The sequence below is a fragment of the Pseudomonas sp. LF020 genome (assembly GCF_053456425.1).
The window spans coordinates 320,153-341,888 of record NZ_JBRFIX010000005.1 but is presented as its reverse complement, the minus strand read 5'-3'; the positions used below and the strand labels follow the sequence as shown (position 1 = coordinate 341,888).

The window sequence follows — 21,736 nt, the reverse complement described above, 5'->3', positions numbered from 1 at the left end:
GCGTGCGGCTGAAGTGCATCAAACTGGCGGGGTTCAAGTCCTTCGTCGACCCGACCACGGTGAACTTTCCCAGTAACATGGCGGCGGTCGTCGGGCCGAACGGTTGCGGCAAGTCGAATATCATCGACGCCGTACGCTGGGTGATGGGCGAAAGTTCGGCGAAGAACCTGCGTGGCGAGTCGATGACCGACGTCATCTTCAATGGCTCGACCAGCCGCAAACCGGTGAGCCAGGCGAGCATCGAACTGGTGTTCGACAACTCCGACGGCACGCTGGTCGGCGAGTACGCGGCTTACGCGGAGATATCCATCCGCCGCAAGGTCACCCGCGACAGCCAGAACAGCTATTTCCTCAACGGCGCCAAATGCCGCCGTCGCGACATCACCGATATCTTCCTCGGCACCGGCCTCGGCCCGCGCAGCTACTCGATCATCGAGCAGGGGATGATCTCCAAGCTGATCGAAGCCAAACCGGAAGACCTGCGCAACTTCATCGAAGAAGCGGCGGGCATCTCCAAATACAAGGAGCGCCGGCGCGAAACGGAAAACCGCATCCGCCGCACCCACGAAAACCTTGCGCGTCTGACCGACCTGCGCGAAGAGCTGGAGCGTCAGCTCGAACGACTGCACCGTCAGGCCGAGTCCGCCAAGAAGTACCAGGAATACAAATCCGAAGAGCGTCAGCTCAAGGCGCAACTGTCGGCCCTGCGCTGGCAGGATCTGAACGATCAGGTCGGCCAGCGTGAGTCGATCATCGGCAACCAGGAAGTCAGTTTCGAAGCACTGGTCGCCGAGCAGCGCAATGCCGATGCGGCTATCGAGCGCCTGCGCGACGGGCACCATGAACTGTCCGAACGCTTCAATCTGGTGCAGGGGCGCTTCTATTCGGTCGGCGGCGACATCGCCCGGGTCGAGCAGAGCATCCAGCACGGCCAGCAACGCCTGCGCCAGTTGCAGGACGATCTGAAAGAAGCCGAACGCGCGCGCCTGGAAACCGAATCGCACCTGGGCCACGACCGCACGCTGCTGCTGACCCTCGGCGAAGAGCTGGACATGCTCACCCCCGAGCAGGAAGTCACCAGCGCCGCCGCCGAAGAAGCCGCCGCTGCGCTGGAGGATTCCGAAAGCGTCATGCACGGCTGGCAGGAGCAATGGGACACCTTCAATCTGACCGCCGCCGAACCGCGGCGCCAGGCCGAAGTACAGCAGTCGCGGATCCAGCAGTTGGAAACCAGCATGGAGCGTCTGGCCGATCGGCAAAAGCGTCTGGCCGAGGAGCGCGATCTGCTTTCCGCCGACCCGGAAGACGCGGCGATCATGGCGCTCAACGAGCAGCTCGCCGAGTCCGAAGCGACCCTCGAAGATTTGCAGACCAGCGAAGAAGCGCAGGTCGAAAAACTGGAGCAACTGCGTCAGGAACTGCAGCAGGCACTGACCGCGCAGCAACAGGCGCAGGGCGATTTGCAGCGCCTCAACGGGCGACTGGCGTCGCTGGAAGCCTTGCAGCAAGCCGCGCTCGACCCGGGCACCGGCACCGCCGAATGGCTGAAGGAACACAACCTCGCCGAACGGCCGCGTCTGGCCGAAGGCCTGAAGGTCGAGGCGGGTTGGGAGCTGGCGGTGGAAACCGTGCTCGGCGCCGACCTGCAAGCGGTGCTGGTGGATGATTTCAGCGGTTTCGATCTGTCCGGGTTCACCCAAGGTGATCTGCGCCTGCTCAGCCCCGCCGACGATGGCGTGCGGGTAGCGGGCAGTCTGCTGGATAAAGTCGAGGCGCAGATCGATCTGTCGCCATGGCTCGGCCAGGTCAAGCCGGTCGACAGCCTTGAGCAGGCCTTGGCCCTGCGCGGCCAGTTGAGTGCCGGGCAGAGCCTGATCAGTCGCGACGGTTACTGGGTTGGCCGACACTTCCTGCGGGTGCGTCGCGCCAGTGAAGCCGAGAGCGGCATGCTCGCCCGGGGCCAGGAAATCGAGACGCTGCAGGCCGAACGCGAAGAGCGCGAAGCCACGGTCGAAGCCATGGAAACCCGTCTGCAAACCCTGCGGGCGCAACAGCGGCAGCAGGAAAACGGCCGCGAACACTTGCGCCGTTTGCTGCAGGACGAAGCCCGCTCCCAAGGTGAATTGAAAGCCCAGTTGTCCGCCGGTAAAGCCAAGGCCGAACAATTGACGCTGCGCCGCACCCGCCTCGATGAGGAGCTGATCGAACTCGGCGAGCAGCGCGAGCTGGAGCACGAGCAGGTCGGCGAAGCGCGCATGCAATTGCAGGAAGCGCTCGACGCCATGGCGCTGGACACCGAGCAGCGCGAATTGCTGCTGGCTCAGCGTGACAGCCTGCGCGAACGCCTCGATCGCGTGCGTCAGGAAGCCCGTCAGCACAAGGATCACGCCCATCAACTGGCGGTGCGTCTCGGCTCGTTGCGCGCGCAGCACGATTCCACGCGTCAGGCGCTGGAGCGTCTGGAGATGCAGGCCGAGCGCCTGACCGAAAAACGCGAACAGTTGAGTCTGAATCTGGAGGAGGGCGAGGCACCGCTGGAAGAGCTGCGCCTGAAACTCGAAGAACTGCTCGACAAACGCATGACCGTCGACGAAGAGCTGAAGACCGCGCAGATCGCGCTGGAAGACGCCGACCGCGAACTGCGCGAGGCGGAAAAACGCCGGACCCAGGCCGAGCAGCAATCGCAACTGATCCGCGGCCAGCTCGAACAGCAACGCATGGAGTGGCAAGCGCTGACCGTGCGGCGCAAGGCGTTGCAGGATCAATTGCTCGAAGACGGCTACGATCTCAATGGCGTGCTCGCGACCTTGACGCCTGAGGCCAGTGAACGCGCCGCCGAAGAAGAACTCGAACGGATCAATGCGCGTATTCAGCGTCTGGGCGCGATCAACCTCGCGGCCATCGACGAATACACGCAACAATCCGAGCGTAAACGTTATCTGGATGCGCAGGATGCCGATCTGGTGGAAGCACTGGAGACTCTGGAAAACGTCATTCGCAAGATCGACAAGGAAACCCGTAATCGCTTCAAAGATACCTTTGATCAGATCAATAGCGGATTACAGGCACTTTTCCCGAAAGTTTTCGGTGGTGGCAGCGCGTATTTGGAACTGACGGGCGAAGATCTACTCGATACAGGGGTGACGATCATGGCGCGGCCGCCAGGAAAGAAGAACAGCACGATCCATTTGCTCTCCGGCGGGGAAAAAGCCCTGACCGCACTGGCACTGGTTTTTGCCATCTTCAAATTGAATCCGGCACCGTTCTGCATGCTCGATGAAGTTGACGCACCACTGGATGACGCTAACGTTGGACGCTACGCCCGATTGGTCAAAGAGATGTCGCAGACCGTGCAGTTCATCTATATCACCCACAACAAGATCGCCATGGAAATGGCCGATCAACTGATGGGGGTGACGATGCACGAGCCGGGTTGTTCGCGACTGGTTGCAGTGGATGTCGAGGAGGCGATGGCGATGGTGGACGCCTGAGTCAGCGTGGTGTCGGAAGGGTATGAGTAGTCTGTAGGACTTTTTTACCGACTTCGACTTGCTGGCCAATCGACATATTCGCGCAAGCCAATGTGACAGACGGTGTAAAGTTGTCTTTGGTCGTGCTAGTTTAATGTCAATTTTTCGTATACGTGGGCAAAACGCCTGTCAGAACATAGAGTTGGCGCCACGTTTTAAAGCGGTTTGCACAATGTAAACCCCTTATTTTTCAGCATTTTTTATAGAGGCACGGGATTACATGGAAATCGGTCTGCGCGAGTGGCTGATCGTCATCGGCATCATTGTGATAGCCGGTATTCTTTTCGATGGCTGGCGCCGCATGCGCGGCGGCAAGGGAAAACTGAAATTCCGTCTTGACCGAAGTCTGTCCAACCTGCCGGACGAGGACACCAGCGCCGAGCTGTTGGGCCCGGCCCGCGTGCTGGATACGCACAAAGAGCCGCAACTGGACGAACACGATCTGCCGTCGGTGAGCATGCCGGCCCGCGAAGCACGCGAGCCTCGCGAATCCGGTTCGAAACGTGGCAAGCGCGGCAGCAACGGTCCGGCCCAGGGCGACCTGAACCTCGATCTGGACCTGGATGGCGGTCCGAGTTTCAGCAGCCGTGATGATGACTTCGTCGACGACAGCAAGCCTGCGCCGGCCGTGGCCGACAAGGATCAGCCGCAAGCCGAAGAAGTCCTGGTGATCAGCGTGATCTGCCGCGACGCCGCCGGCTTCAAAGGCCCGGCCCTGCTGCAGAACATTCTGGAAAGCGGTCTGCGGTTTGGCGAGATGGATATTTTCCACCGCCACGAAAGCATGGCCGGCAACGGTGAAGTGCTGTTCTCCATGGCCAACGCGGTCAAGCCGGGCATCTTCGATCTGGACGACATCGACCATTTCAGCACCCCGGCGGTGAGTTTCTTCCTCGGCCTGCCAGGCCCGCGTCATCCGAAGCAGGCCTTCGACGTGATGGTGGCGGCAGCGCGCAAGCTGTCGCAGGAACTGAACGGCGAGCTGAAAGACGACCAACGCAGCGTGCTGACCGCGCAGACCATCGAGCACTACCGTCAGCGCATCGTCGAATTCGAACGCCGCGCCCTGACCCAGAAGCGCTAAGGCCAGGATCAAAAGATCGCAGCCTCGTTTCACTCGGCAGCTCCTACAGGAATCGCGCTTTTCTGTAGGAGCTGCCGCAGGCTGCGATCTTTGCTTCTGCTGCCGATGATGTATTGAGATAGAGCAGCCTCGGCTGCTCTTTTGCTTTATGAGAGAACACCCATGACCGCCGCCAAAAACCGCATTCTAGAGCTGCGCGCTGAACTCGATCAGCACAACTACCGTTACCACGTCCTCGACGAGCCGAGCATTCCGGACGCCGAGTACGACCGGTTGTTCCACGAGCTCAAGGCGCTGGAAGCGGCCAATCCGGAACTGATCACCAGCGACTCGCCGACCCAGCGTGTCGGCAGTGTGGCGCTGACCGCGTTCACCCAGGTGCGTCACGAAGTGCCGATGCTCAGCCTCGGCAACGCCTTCGAAGAAGCCGACATGCGCGAATTCGACCGCCGAGTGACCGAAGGACTGGATCTGCCGGCCGGTGATCTGTTCGGTGGCGGCGCAGCGGTGGAATACAGCTGCGAACCTAAACTCGATGGCCTGGCGGTCAGCCTGCTGTATCAGGACGGCGTGCTGGTGCGCGGCGCTACTCGCGGCGACGGCACCACCGGTGAAGACATCAGCGTCAACGTGCGCACCGTGCGCAACATTCCGCTGAAGCTGCATGGCGAAGGCTGGCCGGCGACCCTCGAAGTGCGCGGTGAAGTGTTCATGTCCAAGGCTGGTTTCGAGCGCCTCAACGCCTCGCAACTGGAAGTCGGCGGCAAGACCTTCGCCAACCCGCGCAACGCCGCTGCCGGCAGCCTGCGTCAGCTGGATTCAAAGATCACCGCCAACCGTCCGCTGGAGTTCTGCTGCTACGGCATCGGCCAGGTCTCCCACGATATTTCCGACACCCACATCGGTAACCTTAAACAATTGCAGAAGTGGGGCATGCCGATCAGCCATGAACTGAAACTGGCCAAAGGCATCGGCGAGTGCCTGGACTACTACCGCGACATCGGTGAGCGTCGTAACGCGCTGGCCTACGAAATCGACGGCGTGGTGTTCAAGGTCAACAGCATTGCCGATCAGCGTGAGCTGGGCTTCCGTGCCCGCGAACCGCGCTGGGCGATCGCGCACAAATTCCCGGCCATGGAAGAACTCACCGAGTTGCTCGACGTGGAATTCCAGGTCGGTCGCACCGGCGCCGTCACCCCGGTGGCGCGATTGAAACCGGTCAAGGTCGCCGGCGTCACCGTGGCTAACGCCACCCTGCACAATATGGACGAAGTGGCGCGCCTGGGCCTGATGATCGGCGACACGGTGATCATCCGCCGCGCCGGTGACGTGATTCCGCAAGTGGTGCAAGTGGTCATGGACCGTCGTCCCGAGAGAGCGCGCGCGGTGCAGATTCCCGAGAACTGCCCGGTCTGCGGCTCGCATGTCGAACGCACGCAACTGGTCAAGCGCAGCAAAGGCAAGGAGACCTTCAGCGAAGGCGCGGTGTACCGCTGCGTCGGTCGTCTGGCCTGTGGCGCGCAACTGAAGCAGGCGATCATTCACTTCGTGTCGCGCCGGGCGATGGACATCGAAGGCCTTGGCGACAAGAGCGTCGAGCAACTGGTCGATGAAGGTCTGGTCAGTTCGCCGGCGGATCTGTATGCGCTGAAGTTCGACGACATTGTCGATCTGGAAGGCTTTGCCGAAGTCTCCAGCAACAAACTGTTGGCGGCCATCGAGGACAGCAAGCAGCCGGGGCTGGCGCGGTTCATCTACGCCCTCGGCATTCCCGACGTCGGCGAGGAGACGGCCAAGGTGCTGGCGCGCTCGCTGGGTTCGCTGGAGCGCGTGCAGCAGGCGTTGCCGCAAGTGCTGACCTACCTGCCGGACATCGGCCTGGAAGTAGCCCACGAGATTCACAGCTTCTTTGAAGATGCGCACAACCAGCAGGTGATCGCCGAGTTGTTGGGGCATGGTCTGCAGATTCAGGATCAGGGTGAGCTGGGCGCCGAGTTCGCCGCCAGCACCACGCTCGGCGGTCTGCTCGACAAGCTGCACATTCCCTTTGTCGGCCCGGGCGGTGCGCAGAAACTGGCGGACAAGTTCGGTTCGCTGGACGCGGTGATGAATGCCGACTGGCTGGACATGCGTCAGGCGCTACCGGAGAAGCAGGCCAATTCGGTGCGCGAGTTTTTTGCTGTGCCTGAGCACCGGCAGATCGCCGAGGCCGCCGAGAAACAGCTGCGGGATTTCGGCATGCACTGGTTGAGCGAAAAGAAAGTCGTCGAAGGCCTGCCGCTGTCCGGTGAGACCTGGGTGCTGACCGGCAAGGTTGAGTTGATGAGCCGTGATGTGGCCAAGGAACATCTGGAAAGCCTCGGCGCCAAGGTCGCCGGCTCGGTATCGGCGAAAACTCATTGCGTGGTCGCAGGGCCGGGCGCTGGCTCGAAGCTGACCAAGGCCAATGAGCTGGGGGTGAAGGTGATGGATGAAGAGGCGTTTATCGCATTCCTCAAAACCCATGGCATTTCTGCCTGATACCGTTTAGTTCGGTAGTCTGCTTTTGTGGCGAGGGAGCTTGCTCCCGCTCGGCGACGAAGTCGTCGCAAAACCACCATCCTCGGTATTTCAGGGTAAATGAGGTCGCATGGTTTTGGGGGGCTGCTTCGCAACCCGGCGGGAGCAAGCTCCCTCGCCACATCGGTAGTGTCACGCGGGAGCAGCTCGGTATTCGGGAACGATGTTGGCTCGGCAATGATCTAGTCTTGGCAAGCCCCAGGGAGAGATCGCCATGTACCGCTTTTTCGAGCAGCTCAGTTCTCGCATCGTCGCGCCGTTCATGGGCGAATCTTCACGCAACAGCAAAATCTGGCCGTGCCGCTGCGGCCAGTCGCTGTTCTTTCGCAACAGCCAGTGCCTGGCTTGCAGCGCCCTGTTGGGCTATCAGCCTGAAGAAAGTCGCCTGACCTCGCTGCAACCGGGGCCGCAGGACGGCAGCTGGACACTCGATGCCGATCCCGACGCCGGATTGTTTCGTCGCTGCGCCAACCTCGACACTCCCGCCGCGTGCAACTGGCTGCTGCCGGATAACGGCCATGACAGCCTGTGCATCGCCTGCAGCCTCAATCGCACCATCCCCGACCTCTCAGTGCCGGAAAACTCCGAACGCTGGCGCAAGGTCGAGATCGCCAAGCGCCGACTGGTGGCGCAACTGATCACCCTCGGCCTGCCGGTCATCCCGAAAACCGTGGATGAGGCCACCGGTTTGGCCTTCGACTTCATCGGCGTCGACCTTGAGGGCAACGCGCCAATGACCGGCCACGCCAACGGCCTGATCACCCTCGACATCAAAGAAGCCGACGACGCCCATCGCGAGCAGGTGCGGGCGGCAATGCATGAGCCCTATCGCACACTGCTCGGGCATTTCCGGCATGAGGTCGGGCATTATTATTGGGATCGTCTGATCGCCAACGGCCCGTGGCTTGAACCGTTCCGCAATCTGTTCGGCGACGAGCGCGCCAGTTACGCCGAAGCGCTCGACCGTCATTATCAACAGGGCGCACCGCTGGACTGGCCGCAACATTACGTCAGTGCCTACGCGACCATGCACCCGTGGGAGGACTGGGCCGAAACCTGGGCGCATTACCTGCACATGATGGACGCAGTGGACACCGCGCTGGGTTTCGGCATGAGCGCACGGGAAATGGACTTCGATTACCAGCCGTTTCCACCCAGCACCCTGTACGACCCGGAGCACCCCGGCGGCGCGGCGTTCCTGTCGTTCGTCAATGCCTGGATCGAACTGGCGGGGATGCTCAACGAACTGTCACGCAGCATGGGCCAGCCGGATTTCTATCCGTTCGTGCTGCCGGCGGCTGCGATTGCCAAGTTGCACTTCATCCATCTGGTGATCCAGCAGGCGGGCGGCAAGGCGGACGAGGTGCTGACCCTGTAGCAGCTGCCGCAGGCTGCGATCTTTTCGGGCACTGCGCATGTCCTTGAACCCGTTCATATTTTTTATCTGCAACCAACGGTTGTATCTTCATCTCAGACAGGTACAATGGCGCGGCTCGCCGACAGGTGAGTGTCGTTATGGTGACCCCATCGGTCCCCCCGCAACGATTACCCGTGAACCTGGTCAGAGCCGGAAGGCAGCAGCCACAGCGGGAACATTGTGTGCCGGGGTGTGGCTGGTGGGGTTACCACCTTAACGAACATTGAGCGCTTCAACAGAACTGCATGGGTTTCGCCCATTGCGGTTTTTTTATGCCTGCGATTTAGGCTTTCACGCCGGCTCCCTGTGGGAGCGAGCTTGCTCGCGAAGGCTGTCCCCCCGATGCCTGTTCCGCTACCAAGGCTGAACAGTGGCATACTCCACCGTCTTGCTGCGCGCGTCGTTGACAAGTTCGCGCCCTGGCTACGAGGTTGTATGCACCCGGAACATCACGATTTATCCACCGCCGCGTACTTGCCTGTGACGGACGAGACCTGCGCCAGTCTGTTGCAGCCCGAGGGCGCGAAAATCCTCGGCGAGCTGACGGATGCGCAGCTGGCCGCCGTGCTGGTCATCCAGAATCTGGCCCAGGCCGCCGAAAAGGATCTCACCGCCGCAGCAGCGGAGAAGGTGCTGGCGCGGCTGATCGCCTGGGCGGTCGATGGCGGGGCAGGGTTGCTGTCCGAGGCGCAACGGCTGTTCGATCCGCGCCAGTTGTATTTCGGCCTGAACGCCATCAGGGGATTGAACCTGCGATTGCTGTTGGCCGAAGAGGTGGCGGCGCAGGATTACCTGCTGCCCGATGGCAAGTGGGATGACGAGTTCAAGACGCGCCACCACTCAATCAACAATCCGTTCAGCCAGCAGATGATCAGCCCGGCACACCGCGAGCGCTGGCTCAGCGCCGCGCAGGACAAACTGGTCAGAACCTTCCGCGCCAACCTCGATGAAGACCTGCACGTGCAAGGCTATGCCGGGATCGGCAAGAGCCACCTGGTCGGTGCCTTGACCGAGTGCCTGGACCCGGGGAAAACCCTGTTGCTGGCACGTACCCCGGAAAAACTCGCGACCCTGTGTCAGCGCATGGGCGTTACCAGTGAGCGCAAGCCCGGCATCACCTTTGAGGCGTTCGCGCGCGGGCTGATTTATGGGCGCAAGCCACAGCCGGCAAGCGCCGCCGGCCGAGTCGCGAGCAAACAGAGTCTGGCGCAGGAGCTGAACATCCTCGGCTTTCGCGAGCATGACGCGCAACGCACCCTGAACGTCTGCCTGGAAACCCTCGAGCGCTATTGCCAATCCCGGGACTACAGCCTGTCGGCGCATCATCTGCCGTATTTCAAGCTGTCCTTGTCCAGCCTTGAGTCCAAGGTGCTGCTGGAGTATTCGAGCCGCGTCTGGACTTACCTTGAGGCCAACCCGGCGTGGGGCCGGCAGAGCGGCTTCGAAGCGTTGTTGCTGATCAAACGGGCAAGCCTCGCGGGGTGCGTGGTGCCGCCGCGTTATACCCACGTGCTGATCGATGAAAGCCAGGACATTCCCGCCTCGCTGTTGCAGATCATTGAGCGCGGCCGGCAGGTACTGATCACGCTGGGCGATGAGTACCAGCACGCCGAGCGCGATCTGGTGAAAAGAAAGCGTGAAGTGCGCCAGAGCGATATCACCTACTCGGTGCGTTCGGGACGCAATGTCGAGCGTCTGGTCAATCCGCTGATTTCCCGGCACTCGGAAAAGAGCAAGGTGCCCTTTGAAGGCGCGCGTGAAGCGGACGTCGGCATCGAGTTTTATCCGCAGGGTTTTGTCCCGCCCGAAGGTTGCGTGGTGCTGACGGCGTCACCGTGGGACACCATGAAATGGGCGATGCAGCTGCACGATGCCAATTGCCTGTTCAGCTTTGCCGACATGAAAGCGCAGCGCGATCTCGAACACTTCATGACCAGCGCCATCGAGTTGTTCAAGGTCGATTACTACAGTTCCACGCACAGCGAGAAGGGGCCGCATCGCTATTTCAGCGATTTGCCCAAGTGGCAGCAGGTGCGCGATGCCAACCAGTTCGACGAGGCGTTTCTGTGGGTCGAGGCCGAGCTGGAAAAAGGCTTCAAGGTCGCTGACCTCACCCGGCTCAACCGGATGATCGGCGGCCCCGGCAAAAGCTGCCTGCTGATGCAGGCGCACGAGGCGGGTGGCATGGAGTTCGACCGCGTTCTGCTGACCCCCGAGCTGCTGACCAACGTGCAGTTCAAGGACGCCTACGCGTTCGATCAGCGGATCTGCGCCGTGTACATCGCCATCTCCCGCGCCCGGCAGCAGCTTTATCTGCCGTACGACGTGGTCGAGTGGATCGAATTTCACGACTACCAGAAATTCCGCGAATCGCACGGCTATTGATTCCCCCCTGTAGGAGTGAGCCTGCTCGCGATTGCTTCGGTTCAGTCAACATCGATGCCGACTGACATGACACTATCGCGAGCAGGCTCACTCCTACAGGGCGTTATGGGGTGTCGCAGTCCCGATCCCGAGCCGAAATTTTCCCGCCAACAACAGCTTGGCCAGATTAGACGAGCACACCGGATGCAATTTTGCCCCTGCTCCGCTAGCATTAGCCGCTTCAGCTTCCTTCGTTGCGACGGTTTTCGATGAGTTATCAGGTTCTTGCACGTAAATGGCGTCCGCGCTCGTTCCGCGAAATGGTCGGCCAGACCCATGTGCTCAAGGCTCTGATCAATGCCTTGGACAGCCAGCGGCTGCACCACGCGTACCTGTTTACCGGTACGCGCGGGGTCGGCAAGACCACCATTGCGCGGATCATTGCCAAATGCCTGAACTGTGAGACAGGTATCACGTCCAGCCCCTGCGGCGAGTGTTCGGTGTGCCGTGAAATCGACGAAGGGCGCTTTGTCGACCTGATCGAGATCGACGCCGCGAGCCGGACCAAGGTCGAAGACACCCGCGAGCTGCTCGACAACGTGCAGTACGCGCCGAGCCGTGGGCGCTTCAAGGTCTACCTGATCGACGAAGTGCACATGCTGTCCAGCCATTCCTTCAATGCGCTGCTGAAAACCCTTGAAGAGCCGCCGCCGTACGTCAAGTTCATCCTGGCGACCACCGACCCGCAGAAACTTCCGGCAACGATTTTGTCGCGCTGCCTGCAGTTCTCCCTGAAGAACATGACGCCCGAGCGCGTGGTCGAGCATCTGACCCACGTGCTCGGCGCGGAAAACGTGCCGTTCGAAGACGACGCGCTGTGGCTGCTGGGCCGCGCCGCCGATGGCTCGATGCGTGACGCCATGAGCCTGACCGACCAGGCCATCGCCTTCGGTGAAGGCAAGGTGCTGGCCGCCGATGTGCGGGCGATGCTCGGCACGCTGGATCACGGTCAGGTTTTCGACGTGTTGCACGCACTGATCGAAGGCGATGCCAAGGCGTTGCTTGAAGCCGTGCGCCATCTGGCCGAGCAAGGCCCGGACTGGAACGGCGTGCTCTCGGAAATTCTCAACGTGCTGCACCGTGTCGCCATCGCCCAGGCATTGCCGGAAGGTGTCGATAACGGTCATGGCGACCGTGACCGCGTATTGGCGCTGGCGCAGGCGCTGCCGGCCGAAGACGTGCAGTTCTACTACCAGATGGGCCTGATCGGTCGCCGCGATTTGCCGCTGGCGCCGGATCCCCGTGGTGGTTTCGAAATGGTCCTGCTGCGGATGCTGGCCTTCCGGCCCGCGGACACCGCGGACGCCCCGAGGCAACCGCTAAAGCCAGTGGGGATCAGCCAGGCCACAGTTGATTCCGCAAACTCAGTGGCTGCCGCGCCCAAGCCTGCGCCGGTAGTCGCTGCGGCTGTGGCGCCTGCAGCGGTTGTTGCGCCAGCGCCAGCGCCAGCCGCGGCTCCAGAGCCAGCGCCGGTGGTGGCTGCTGCGCCGGCACCTGCGCCGGCACCTGCGCCAGAAGCAGAACCTGAGCCAGTCGTCGCCGAAGCGGTGGTCGACCTGCCGTGGAACGATCCGGTCGAACCCGAGCCAGAACCCGAGCCGGTGCAGCAACCAGCCGTCGAGCCGGTGCTGGAAACCGCTGGCGAGCAGCCCGAGTTGCCGCCAATGCCGCTGCCGACCCCGGACAGCGTGGTGCCGGATGCGCCGGAGTGGGCGGCCGCGCCGATTCCCGAGCCGTCGGTCGCCGACGTCGATGCCGCCACACCGGGCATGGATCTCGACGATGAGCCGCCGCTGGACGAAGACTACATCGAGCCGGACATGGATTCGGCCTACAGCTACCTCGACGATCTGGCCAGCGAACACACCGCCGAGCCGGCCCCGGAACCCGAGCCGGAACCTGCCGCCGCGCCGGCCACCGGTCTGGCGTTGCAATGGCTGGAATTGTTCCCGCAACTGCCGATCTCCGGCATGACCGGCAGCATCGCCGCCAACTGCACGTTGATCGCGGTCGATGGCGACCATTGGCTGATGCACCTGGACCCGGCGCACAGCGCGCTGTTCAACGCCACGCAACAGCGGCGCCTGAACGATGCGTTGAACCAGTTCCACGGTCGCACGCTGAGCCTGACCATCGAGCTGATCAAGCCCGAGCAGGAAACCCCGGCGCAGGCCGCGTCCCGTCGTCGAGCCAACCGTCAGCGCGAGGCGGAGGAATCGATCCACGGTGATCCGTTCATCCAGCAAATGGTTCAGCAGTTCGGTGCGGTGGTGCGACACGATACTATTGAACCTGTCGATGCCTTGGTCGCCCAAGGCTAATAACTGAGGGCGTTCGGCGTTATGCGCCGGGCGCTGTTTTGATCCAAGTACTTTTGAGGTGATTCCCATGATGAAAGGTGGCATGGCCGGCCTGATGAAGCAGGCACAGCAGATGCAGGAAAAAATGGCCAAGATGCAGGAAGAACTGGCCAACGCCGAAGTCACCGGCAAGGCCGGTGGCGATATGGTCACCGTGGTAATGACCGGTCGTCACGACGTGAAAAGCGTCAGCATCGACCCAAGCCTGGTTGAAGGCCTGAGCGAAGACGACAAGGAAATGCTCGAAGCCGTGGTCGCTGCCGCCGTCAACGACGCCGTGCGCAAGATCGAAGCCAACAGCCAGGAAAAAATGGGCAGCATGACCGCCGGCATGAACCTGCCAGCGGGTATGAAACTGCCATTCTGATTCGCCTTTGCGGGTTGGATGAGCTACACAAAATGCCAGGCATTGCGCCTGGCATTTTTGTTTCCGTTCCTCGGGCGTTCCGTATTCATTTGTGGCGAGGGAGCTTGCTCCCGCTCGGCGACGAAGTCGTCGTAAACCCTGAAAACCCGGTATACCTGAAAGAAAGCAGGTGGAGCGCTTCGCACTCCAGCGGGAGCAAGCTCCCTCGCCACAGGAGTCGAGTAGAAACATCGAACGCTGTGATGTCACCAAGGTCTGCTCCCTATACCCCTGAATTCCCCATTCACAGGAGACGCTGACATGTCCGACCCTCTGACCCTCAATCAACGCTTCGTCCTCGCCTCGCGTCCGGTGGGCGCGCCGACCCCGGAAAACTTCCGTCTGGAGCGCGAAGCGTTGCCGGATCTCGAAGACGGCCAGGTACTGCTCAAGACCCTGTACCTGTCGCTGGACCCTTACATGCGCGGACGCATGAGTGACGCACCGTCCTACGCCGCGCCGGTACAAATCGGCGAAGTGATGACCGGCGGGGCTGTCAGCCGAGTCGAGAATTCCCGTCATCCGAAATTCCACCAAGGCGATCTGGTGGTCGGCCTCACCGGCTGGCAGAGCCACAGCATCAGCGACGGCCGTAACATCATGCCAATCCCGTCCGGCCTGCCGAGTCCGTCGATGGCCCTGGGTGTGCTGGGCATGCCGGGGATGACCGCGTACATGGGCCTGATCGACATCGGTCAGCCGAAAGAAGGCGAAACCCTGGTGGTCGCTGCGGCGTCCGGTGCCGTCGGCTCGGTGGTCGGTCAGGTAGCGAAGATCAAGGGCCTGCGCGCCGTCGGTGTGGCCGGTGGCGCCGACAAATGCAAATACGTGGTCGAAGAGCTGGGGTTTGATGCCTGCATCGATCACAAGGCGCCGGACTTTGCCGAACAACTGGCCAAGGCTTGCCCGAATGGCATCGACATCTATTACGAAAACGTCGGCGGGCATGTGTTCGATGCCGTGGTGCCGCTGCTCAACCCCAAGGCGCGGATCCCGCTGTGCGGGCTGATTGCCGGTTACAACGCCACTGAAGCGCCGCAAGGCCCGGATCGTCTGCCGATGTTGCAGCGTACGTTGCTGACCAAGCGCGTGCGGATTCAGGGCTTCATCGTGTTTGATGACTACGGCGACCGTCAGCCGGAATTCATCAGCCACATGGTGCCGTGGGTGCGCGACGGCAAGGTCAAATTCCGTGAAGACGTCGTGGAAGGCCTGGAGCAGGCGCCCGAGGCGTTGATCGGTCTGCTGGAGGGGCGCAACTTCGGCAAACTGGTGGTGAAGGTTGCCCAGGACTGAGCATTTGACGCTGGCCAGAGGCGCGGGTATAAACCGCGTCTCGTTGTTTTGTCGGACTTTTTACCCATGAGCTTCAGCCCTTTGATTCGCCAACTGATCGACGCCCTGCGCACTTTGCCGGGTGTGGGTCAGAAAACCGCCCAGCGCATGGCGTTGCAGTTGCTCGAGCGTGATCGCAGCGGCGGCACGCGCCTGGCCCAGGCTTTGAGCCAGGCCATGGAAGGGGTGGGTCACTGCCGCCAGTGCCGGACGTTGACCGAAGACGATCTGTGCCCGCAGTGCGCCGACACGCGCCGCGACGACACGCTGCTGTGCGTGGTGGAAGGGCCGATGGACGTGTACGCGGTCGAACAGACCGGTTTCCGTGGCCGCTACTTCGTGCTCAAGGGCCATCTGTCGCCACTCGACGGTCTGGGGCCGGAAGCCATTGGTATTCCGCAGTTGATGGCGCGCATTGAAGAGGCGGGCACCTTTACCGAAGTCATCCTTGCCACCAACCCGACGGTGGAAGGTGAAGCCACGGCGCACTACATCGCTCAGTTGTTGCAGAACAAAGGCCTGATCGCCTCGCGGATTGCCCACGGTGTGCCGCTGGGTGGGGAGCTGGAGCTGGTGGATGGCGGGACGCTGGCGCATTCGTTTGCCGGGCGTAAACCGATTTCCCTCTGACAGGTGTAGTGCCTGATCTGGCCCCATCGCTGGCAAGCCAGCTCCCACAGTGATTTCGGTCGTTCACAATGTTGTGCACACCAAATAAACCTGTGGGAGCTGGCTTGCCAGCGATGGGCGCACCTCGGTTTATCTGATTCACACAATGTTGTTGAAAACCAAGCAAGCGCTCGGTTAACGTCGGCCAACCCTCCAGTGGAGTTCGCCGATGCCTGCCTTCCAGGAATACTTCGACCCCAGTCACCAAATGGTCCGCGACAGCGTCAGACGTTTCGTCGAGCGCGAGATCCTGCCGGACATCGATGCGTGGGAAGAAGCCGAAAGCTTCCCCCGTGAGCTGTACCTGAAGGCCGGGGCGGCGGGGATTCTCGGCATTGGCTACCCGGAAGCGCTGGGCGGCAGCCACGAAGGTGATGTATTCGCCAAGGTCGCCGCCAGTGAAGAACTGATGCGCTGCGGCTCCGGCGGCCTGGTCGCCGGGCTGGGCTCGCTGGATATCGGCCTGCCCCCGATCGTCAAATGGGCCCGGCCCGAGGTGCGCGACCGCGTCGTGCCGCCAGTGCTCAGCGGCGAGAAGATCAGCGCGTTGGCGATTACCGAACCCGGCGGTGGTTCCGACGTCGCCAACCTGCAGACCCGTGCCGTGCGTGACGGTGACTTCTATCGTGTCAGCGGCAGCAAAACCTTCATCACCAGCGGCGTACGTGCCGATTTCTACACCGTCGCGGTGCGCACCGGAGCGCCGGGTTTCGGCGGCATCAGCCTGCTGTTGATCGAGAAGGGCTCCCCAGGCTTCACCGTAGGCCGTCAGCTGAAGAAAATGGGCTGGTGGGCCTCGGACACCGCTGAACTGTTCTTCGACGACTGCAGAGTGCCTGTGGGCAATCTGATCGGCGCGGAGAACATGGGCTTCGCCTGCATCATGGGCAATTTCCAGAGCGAACGGCTGGCGCTGGCGCTGATGGCCAACATGACTTCACAACTGGCCCTCGAAGAAGCTCTGAAGTGGGCGCGTGAGCGCGAAGCGTTCGGCAAGCCGATCGGCAAGTTTCAGGTGATCAAGCACCGGTTGGCGGAGATGGCCACGGCGCTGGAAGTTTCGCGGGAATTCACCTACCGGCAAGCGGCGAAAATGGCGGCGGGGCAGAGCGTGATCAAGGAGATTTCCATGGCCAAGAACTTCGCCACGGATACCTCCGACCGGATCACCACGGAGGCGGTGCAGATTCTTGGTGGTCTGGGTTACATGCGCGAGAGCCTGGTGGAGCGGCTGTATCGGGATAACCGCATTCTGTCGATTGGCGGCGGAACGCGGGAGGTGATGAACGAGATCATCAGCAAGCAGATGGGGCTTTAATTCATTGGTGATGCAGCTGACGGCATCGCTGGCAAGCCAGCTCCCACAGGTTTTTTGGGGGGTACACAATATTTGTGAACGACCGAAATCACTGTGGGAGCTGGCTTGCCAGCGATGGCGCCAGTGAATGCGACGCTTACTTATCCGTCAGGGCAAACTGCGTCAGACAGAAAGTAGGAATTTCCATGTCCTCAAGACGCTGCGAACCCCCCAGCTCCGGCAAATCAATGATCGCCGCCGCTTCATGCACCCGCGCGCCCATGCGGCGGATCAGGTTGGCCGCGGCGATCAGCGTGCCACCGGTGGCAATCAAGTCATCGAACATCACCACCGAATCACCTTCACACAGGCTGTCGGCATGGACTTCGAGGAACGCTTCGCCGTACTCGGTCGCGTAACCTTCGGCCAGCACGTCCGCGGGCAGTTTGCCTTGCTTGCGGAACAGCACCAGCGGCTTGTTCAACTGGTAGGCCAGCACCGAGCCGATCAGGAAGCCGCGCGCATCCATCGCGCCGATGTGGGTGAAATCGGCTTCCACATAACGGTGGGCGAAGCTGTCCATCACCAGGCGCAGGGCCTTGGGCGACTGGAACAGCGGGGTGATGTCGCGAAAGATCACGCCCGGTTTCGGGAAGTCGATCACGGGGCGGATCAGGGATTTGATGTCGAAGGAGTCGAAGACCATCGTCGAGGTGTCCTGGCAGGGCTGCAAACGGCGCAGTATACCCGCGGCTGAAACGCTTCGCTCAACCGCGGATCGAGATCAGCCTTCGAGCGAACCGCCGGCCAGGGCGCAGAGCTGAATCGGGTCGAGGATATGGATTTCCTTGCCCTCGGCGGCGATCAGTTCGTTCTGCTGGAAGCGGGTGAACACCCGCGACACGGTTTCCACCGCCAGGCCCAGGTAGTTGCCGATTTCGTTGCGCGACATGCTCAGGCGGAACTGGTTGGCCGAGAACCCGCGAGCCCGGAAGCGGGCCGACAGGTTGACCAGGAAGGTGGCGATGCGCTCGTCGGCGGTTTTTTTCGAGAGCAACAGCATCATCTGCTGGTCGTCGCGGATCTCGCGGCTCATCACCCGCATCAACTGACGGCGCAACTGCGGCAGTTGCAGGGCCAGTTCATCGAGGCGTTCGAACGGAATTTCGCAGACCGAGGTGGTTTCCAGGGCCTGGGCCGACACCGGGTGTTTCTCGGTGTCCATGCCGGACAGGCCGACCAGTTCGCTCGGCAGGTGGAAGCCAGTGAGCTGCTCCTCGCCGCTGTCGCTCAGGCTGAAGGTCTTGAGGGCGCCGGAGCGTACTGCATAAACGGAATCGAAAGTGTCGCCCTGGCGGAACAGGAATTCGCCCTTTTTCAACGGGCGGCCACGTTTAACGATTTCGTCCAGCGCATCCATGTCTTCCAGATTCAGAGAAAGTGGCAGGCAGAGAGGGGCCAGGCTGCAATCCTTGCAATGGGCCTGGTTGTGAGCGCGCAGTTTGACTGGCTCGGACATTTCTTAAATCCTTGTGGGAAAACACACATAAGCCGTAAGGGTAACCCACGGGAGGACGTTCAGGCCAGCCTGTGGCGAGTTTGTCCCACGGGCGTAAAGCCGTAGGGCAAGTGGCCGATAAACAGGTATCAACACGCATGCAAGGAACCTCTCGATGGCCGCCATTGACACGCTGAATCCCGGTAACAACGGCGTTGCGTCTGTGCCGAGCACCGCCAGGACAGGGACCGACAGCGAGCAGAATCCCGCCTCTGCGCCGTTGGCAACCCCGACCTTGGTCGAGGGCGTCAAAGTGTCGCTGTCCGGCGCCTCCATCGAAAAATCCTACAGCGCCGGGGGCGAGAACGCCGACATCGAAGACAGCGGCTTGCCCGAGAACGTCCAGCAGTTGCTGAAGATGATCCGCAAACTGCAAAAAGAGATTGCCGAGAAGAAAGCCCGGATGGCCGCTGTCATGTCTGACAAAACCATGACCAACGAAGCCAAGGTCAACATGCTCGCCGCGCTGCGCGGTGCCATCGCCGCACTGAATACCGGGCTGATCAGCGCCAATCTGGCGCTGTCCAAAGTCATGGATCAGTCCGGCCTCACCTCCGAGCAAAACCTCAAGCTCGGCTCGTTGCTGACGAAAAACTAGATCACCCGAGAGAAGCGCTGGCGGTTCTGCTGTTCCAGATACGCGTCGAACACCATGCACACCGAGCGCACCAGCAGGCGTCCGGCTGGCAGCACTTCGATGCGCTCGCGCTCCAGACTGATCAGCTCATCGTTGGCCATGCCTTGCAGTTGCGGCCACAGCGCGCCGAAATAACCCTGAAAATCGATGTTGAACGCTTGCTCGATCTCGGCGAATTCCAGGCTGAAATTGCAGATCAACTGCTGGATCACCGCGCGGCGCAGACGATCGTCGGCATTGCACACCAGGCCACGGCTGGTCGCCAGTTGCGCGGCAGCGAGGGTGTTCTGGTACTGGTTCAGGTCGCTGTTGTTCTGGCAGTAGAGATCGCCGATCTGGCTGATCGCCGACACTCCCAGGCCAATCAGATCGCAATGTCCGTGGGTGGTGTAGCCCTGAAAGTTGCGCTGCAGGGTCTGTTCTTCCTGAGCAATCGCCAGCTCATCGTCGGGCAGGGCGAAGTGATCCATGCCGATGTAGCGGTAGCCGGCGGCGGTCAGTTGCTCGATGGTGCGCTGCAGCATTTCCAGTTTTTGCGCCGGGCTCGGCAGCTCGTGGCTGTTGATCCGCCGCTGCGGCATGAAACGTTCCGGCAGGTGTGCATAGTTGAACACCGAGAGTCGATCAGGTTGCAGGCTGATGACTTCTTCAACGGTGCGCGCGAAGTTTTCCGGAGTCTGCTTGGGCAGGCCGTAGATCAGATCGATGTTGATCGAGCGAAATTGCAGGGTGCGCGCCGCGTCGATCACCGCGCGGGTTTCTTCCAGGCTCTGCAGGCGATTGACCGCCCGTTGCACCGCCGGATCGAGATCCTGCAGGCCAATGCTGACCCGGTTGAAACCCAGTTCCCGCAACAGGCCCATGGTCGACCAGTCGGCCTCACGCGGGTCGATCTCGATGCCGTAGTCGCCGGAATCGTCATCCAGCAGATTGAAGTATTTGCGCAGGTGCGCCATCAACTGCCGCAGTTCGTCGTGGCTGAGAAAGGTCGGGGTGCCACCGCCGAAGTGCAACTGCTCGACTTTCTGCGTCGGCTCCAGATGGCAGGCAATCAACTGGATTTCCTGCTCCAGGCGTTGCAGATACGGCTGTGCACGGCCGCGATCCTTGGTGATGACCTTGTTGCAGGCGCAGTAGTAACAAATGTTCGCGCAGAACGGCACGTGCACATACAGCGACAACGGGCGCTGCGCCTTGCGGCTGTCGCGCAGGGCATGGAACAGGTCGAAGGTGCCGACCTGACTGTTGAATTGCACGGCCGTCGGGTACGAGGTATAGCGCGGCCCCGCCAGGTCGTAGCGGCGGATCAGATCAGTGTCCCAACGAATGGCGTCGAGCATGCGGGCATTCCCCCGGATAGGCTGGCAGTGTGGCGAGTCTATCGGGGTGCGGCGACGGGGCTGTTGATTTGCATCAACGGCGGATTGGTAGTGATTGTTTTTGTGGCGAGGGAGCTTGCTCCCGCTGGACTGCGCAGCAGGCCCCTGGTTTTGCTGTCAAATCGGGAGGGGGCGCTTCGCACCCCAGCGGGAGCAAGCTCCCTCGCCACAGTTTTAGTGACCCATCAACCAATGTTGGTGAGGGCCAGGAAGCGTCCAGATCCCGAACACAATCACCAACAACCCCCCAGCCATGCGCACGCTGCGTTTACGCAGCAACGCCGTCACCCGCTCGGCCGCCAGCCCGGTCGCCAGCAGCACCGGCCATGTGCCCAGCCCGAATGCCAGCATCAACAACGCACTGTCCAGCGCATTGCCCTGGCTCGCCGACCACAGCAGCGTGCTGTAAACCAGTCCGCACGGCAGCCAGCCCCACAGCGCCCCGAGCAATAATGCACGGGGCAGTGTCGACACCGGCAGCAACCGGTTGGCCACCGGCTGAATGTAACGCCACAAACCACGACCCAGGCTTTCGATGCGGGTCAGGCCGCTCCACCAGCCGGCCAGATACAGGCCCATGGCGATCAGCAGCAATCCGGCGAGGATGCGCATGACCATAGCCGCCGGGCTGTTCGCTACCGCCCAGCCGGCGAGGCCGATCAGCAAACCAGCGGTCGCGTAACTGAGGATCCGTCCGAGGTTGTACGCCAGCAGCAGACGAAAGCGTCGGCTGCGCTGCTCCTTGGGAATCGCCAGGGTCAGCGCGCCCATCAGGCCGCCGCACATGCCCAGGCAATGCCCGCCCCCGAGCAGCCCGAGGATCAGCGCGGAAACCAAAAGCGGCGCCAGCTCAAGCATGGGGTGGCGCCTTGTCCTGCGGTTTGTCGGCTTTGGCTTCGTCCACGGCGGCGGTGTGGTTCGGGTCCTGATCATCGAACAGGATGCTGTGGGCCGGGCCGTCGAGGTCGTCGTACTGCCCGCTGTCCACCGCCCAGAAGAAGATGTATACGGCGATGGCCACGATCAGCAGGGCGGCCGGGATCATCACGTAAAGAGCTGGCATCGGTACTCCAGGCCCGTG

At 61.7% G+C, this 21,736-nt stretch carries 16 protein-coding genes and 1 other RNA gene; 12 read left to right on the top strand and 5 right to left on the bottom strand.

Annotated features, from left to right (window positions below; translation table 11 throughout):
* The first annotated feature begins 2 nt into the window (after positions 1 to 2).
* The 11 genes from smc to ACU680_RS14525 all read left to right on the top strand — a co-directional run bounded on the left by smc (position 3) and on the right by ACU680_RS14525 (position 17,102).
* A complete protein-coding gene (gene smc, locus ACU680_RS14575; RefSeq protein WP_448179806.1) occupies positions 3 to 3,491 on the top strand; it encodes a chromosome segregation protein SMC in 3,489 nt (1,162 codons plus the stop codon).
* A 259-nt stretch (positions 3,492 to 3,750) separates the two neighbouring features.
* Complete coding sequence (gene zipA, locus ACU680_RS14570) at positions 3,751 to 4,614, top strand: cell division protein ZipA (RefSeq protein WP_027613270.1); 864 nt, start codon at positions 3,751 to 3,753, stop codon at positions 4,612 to 4,614.
* A 162-nt stretch (positions 4,615 to 4,776) separates the two neighbouring features.
* Positions 4,777 to 7,134: an NAD-dependent DNA ligase LigA gene (ligA, locus tag ACU680_RS14565; RefSeq protein ID WP_448179805.1), complete on the top strand. Its 2,358-nt coding sequence runs from the start codon at positions 4,777 to 4,779 to the stop codon at positions 7,132 to 7,134.
* Positions 7,135 to 7,387: 253 nt separating this feature from the next.
* A complete protein-coding gene (locus ACU680_RS14560; RefSeq protein WP_448179804.1) occupies positions 7,388 to 8,551 on the top strand; it encodes a zinc-binding metallopeptidase family protein in 1,164 nt (387 codons plus the stop codon).
* Positions 8,552 to 8,698: 147 nt separating this feature from the next.
* An RNA gene (ffs, locus tag ACU680_RS14555) (signal recognition particle sRNA small type) lies at positions 8,699 to 8,795 on the top strand.
* A 230-nt stretch (positions 8,796 to 9,025) separates the two neighbouring features.
* A complete protein-coding gene (locus tag ACU680_RS14550; RefSeq protein WP_448179803.1) occupies positions 9,026 to 10,975 on the top strand; it encodes a hypothetical protein in 1,950 nt (649 codons plus the stop codon).
* Positions 10,976 to 11,223: 248 nt separating this feature from the next.
* On the top strand, positions 11,224 to 13,335 hold the full coding sequence (dnaX, locus tag ACU680_RS14545) for a DNA polymerase III subunit gamma/tau (protein WP_448179802.1): 2,112 nt from the start codon (positions 11,224 to 11,226) through the stop codon (positions 13,333 to 13,335).
* Positions 13,336 to 13,402: 67 nt separating this feature from the next.
* Positions 13,403 to 13,741: a YbaB/EbfC family nucleoid-associated protein gene (locus ACU680_RS14540; protein WP_003223337.1), complete on the top strand. Its 339-nt coding sequence runs from the start codon at positions 13,403 to 13,405 to the stop codon at positions 13,739 to 13,741.
* A gap of 300 nt (positions 13,742 to 14,041) precedes the next feature.
* Positions 14,042 to 15,076 (top strand): NADPH-dependent curcumin/dihydrocurcumin reductase, encoded by a 1,035-nt coding sequence (curA, locus tag ACU680_RS14535; RefSeq protein WP_448179801.1) that lies wholly within the window; start codon positions 14,042 to 14,044, stop codon positions 15,074 to 15,076.
* A gap of 66 nt (positions 15,077 to 15,142) precedes the next feature.
* Positions 15,143 to 15,745 (top strand): recombination mediator RecR, encoded by a 603-nt coding sequence (recR, locus tag ACU680_RS14530; RefSeq protein ID WP_007951652.1) that lies wholly within the window; start codon positions 15,143 to 15,145, stop codon positions 15,743 to 15,745.
* Between the two features lie 208 nt (positions 15,746 to 15,953).
* A complete protein-coding gene (locus tag ACU680_RS14525) occupies positions 15,954 to 17,102 on the top strand; it encodes an acyl-CoA dehydrogenase family protein (protein WP_448179800.1) in 1,149 nt (382 codons plus the stop codon).
* 136 nt (positions 17,103 to 17,238) lie between these two features.
* On the opposite strand, the gene ACU680_RS14520 is transcribed toward ACU680_RS14525, so the two are convergent.
* A complete protein-coding gene (locus ACU680_RS14520) occupies positions 17,239 to 17,787 on the bottom strand; it encodes an adenine phosphoribosyltransferase (protein ID WP_448179799.1) in 549 nt (182 codons plus the stop codon).
* Positions 17,788 to 17,865: 78 nt separating this feature from the next.
* Positions 17,866 to 18,600 (bottom strand): fumarate/nitrate reduction transcriptional regulator Fnr, encoded by a 735-nt coding sequence (gene fnr / locus ACU680_RS14515; protein WP_003223347.1) that lies wholly within the window; start codon positions 18,598 to 18,600, stop codon positions 17,866 to 17,868.
* A 154-nt stretch (positions 18,601 to 18,754) separates the two neighbouring features.
* Between fnr and ACU680_RS14510 the strand changes: the two genes are divergently transcribed.
* A complete protein-coding gene (locus ACU680_RS14510) occupies positions 18,755 to 19,237 on the top strand; it encodes a hypothetical protein (RefSeq protein ID WP_400761868.1) in 483 nt (160 codons plus the stop codon).
* On the opposite strand, the gene hemN is transcribed toward ACU680_RS14510, so the two are convergent.
* From hemN to ccoS, 3 genes are all read right to left on the bottom strand, one after another.
* The gene (hemN, locus tag ACU680_RS14505) at positions 19,234 to 20,616 is read right to left on the bottom strand and encodes an oxygen-independent coproporphyrinogen III oxidase (RefSeq protein ID WP_448179798.1); all 1,383 of its coding nucleotides are present in this window, start codon (positions 20,614 to 20,616) and stop codon (positions 19,234 to 19,236) included. The genes ACU680_RS14510 and hemN overlap by 4 nt on opposite strands.
* Positions 20,617 to 20,829: 213 nt before the next feature.
* Complete coding sequence (locus tag ACU680_RS14500) at positions 20,830 to 21,513, bottom strand: sulfite exporter TauE/SafE family protein (protein WP_097087645.1); 684 nt, start codon at positions 21,511 to 21,513, stop codon at positions 20,830 to 20,832.
* Positions 21,506 to 21,718 carry a cbb3-type cytochrome oxidase assembly protein CcoS gene (ccoS, locus tag ACU680_RS14495; RefSeq protein ID WP_007965536.1) on the bottom strand — a complete coding sequence of 71 codons (213 nt, stop codon included), beginning with the start codon at positions 21,716 to 21,718 and terminating at the stop codon, positions 21,506 to 21,508. The genes ACU680_RS14500 and ccoS overlap by 8 nt, the downstream gene beginning before the upstream one ends.
* Between the last annotated feature and the right edge of the window lie 18 nt (positions 21,719 to 21,736).

What these genes read in the sequence shown, in the direction of transcription:
- zipA (WP_027613270.1), top strand. Translation starts at nt 3,751, where the DNA reads ATGGAAATCGGTCTGCGCGAGTGGCTGATCGTCATCGGCATCATTGTG.
- ligA (WP_448179805.1), top strand. Translation starts at nt 4,777, where the DNA reads ATGACCGCCGCCAAAAACCGCATTCTAGAGCTGCGCGCTGAACTCGAT.
- ACU680_RS14560 (WP_448179804.1), top strand. Translation starts at nt 7,388, where the DNA reads ATGTACCGCTTTTTCGAGCAGCTCAGTTCTCGCATCGTCGCGCCGTTC.
- ACU680_RS14550 (WP_448179803.1), top strand. Translation starts at nt 9,026, where the DNA reads ATGCACCCGGAACATCACGATTTATCCACCGCCGCGTACTTGCCTGTG.
- dnaX (WP_448179802.1), top strand. Translation starts at nt 11,224, where the DNA reads ATGAGTTATCAGGTTCTTGCACGTAAATGGCGTCCGCGCTCGTTCCGC.
- ACU680_RS14540 (WP_003223337.1), top strand. Translation starts at nt 13,403, where the DNA reads ATGATGAAAGGTGGCATGGCCGGCCTGATGAAGCAGGCACAGCAGATG.
- curA (WP_448179801.1), top strand. Translation starts at nt 14,042, where the DNA reads ATGTCCGACCCTCTGACCCTCAATCAACGCTTCGTCCTCGCCTCGCGT.
- recR (WP_007951652.1), top strand. Translation starts at nt 15,143, where the DNA reads ATGAGCTTCAGCCCTTTGATTCGCCAACTGATCGACGCCCTGCGCACT.
- ACU680_RS14525 (WP_448179800.1), top strand. Translation starts at nt 15,954, where the DNA reads ATGCCTGCCTTCCAGGAATACTTCGACCCCAGTCACCAAATGGTCCGC.
- ACU680_RS14520 (WP_448179799.1), bottom strand. Translation starts at nt 17,787, where the DNA reads ATGGTCTTCGACTCCTTCGACATCAAATCCCTGATCCGCCCCGTGATC.
- fnr (WP_003223347.1), bottom strand. Translation starts at nt 18,600, where the DNA reads ATGTCCGAGCCAGTCAAACTGCGCGCTCACAACCAGGCCCATTGCAAG.
- ACU680_RS14510 (WP_400761868.1), top strand. Translation starts at nt 18,755, where the DNA reads ATGGCCGCCATTGACACGCTGAATCCCGGTAACAACGGCGTTGCGTCT.
- hemN (WP_448179798.1), bottom strand. Translation starts at nt 20,616, where the DNA reads ATGCTCGACGCCATTCGTTGGGACACTGATCTGATCCGCCGCTACGAC.
- ACU680_RS14500 (WP_097087645.1), bottom strand. Translation starts at nt 21,513, where the DNA reads ATGCTTGAGCTGGCGCCGCTTTTGGTTTCCGCGCTGATCCTCGGGCTG.
- ccoS (WP_007965536.1), bottom strand. Translation starts at nt 21,718, where the DNA reads ATGCCAGCTCTTTACGTGATGATCCCGGCCGCCCTGCTGATCGTGGCC.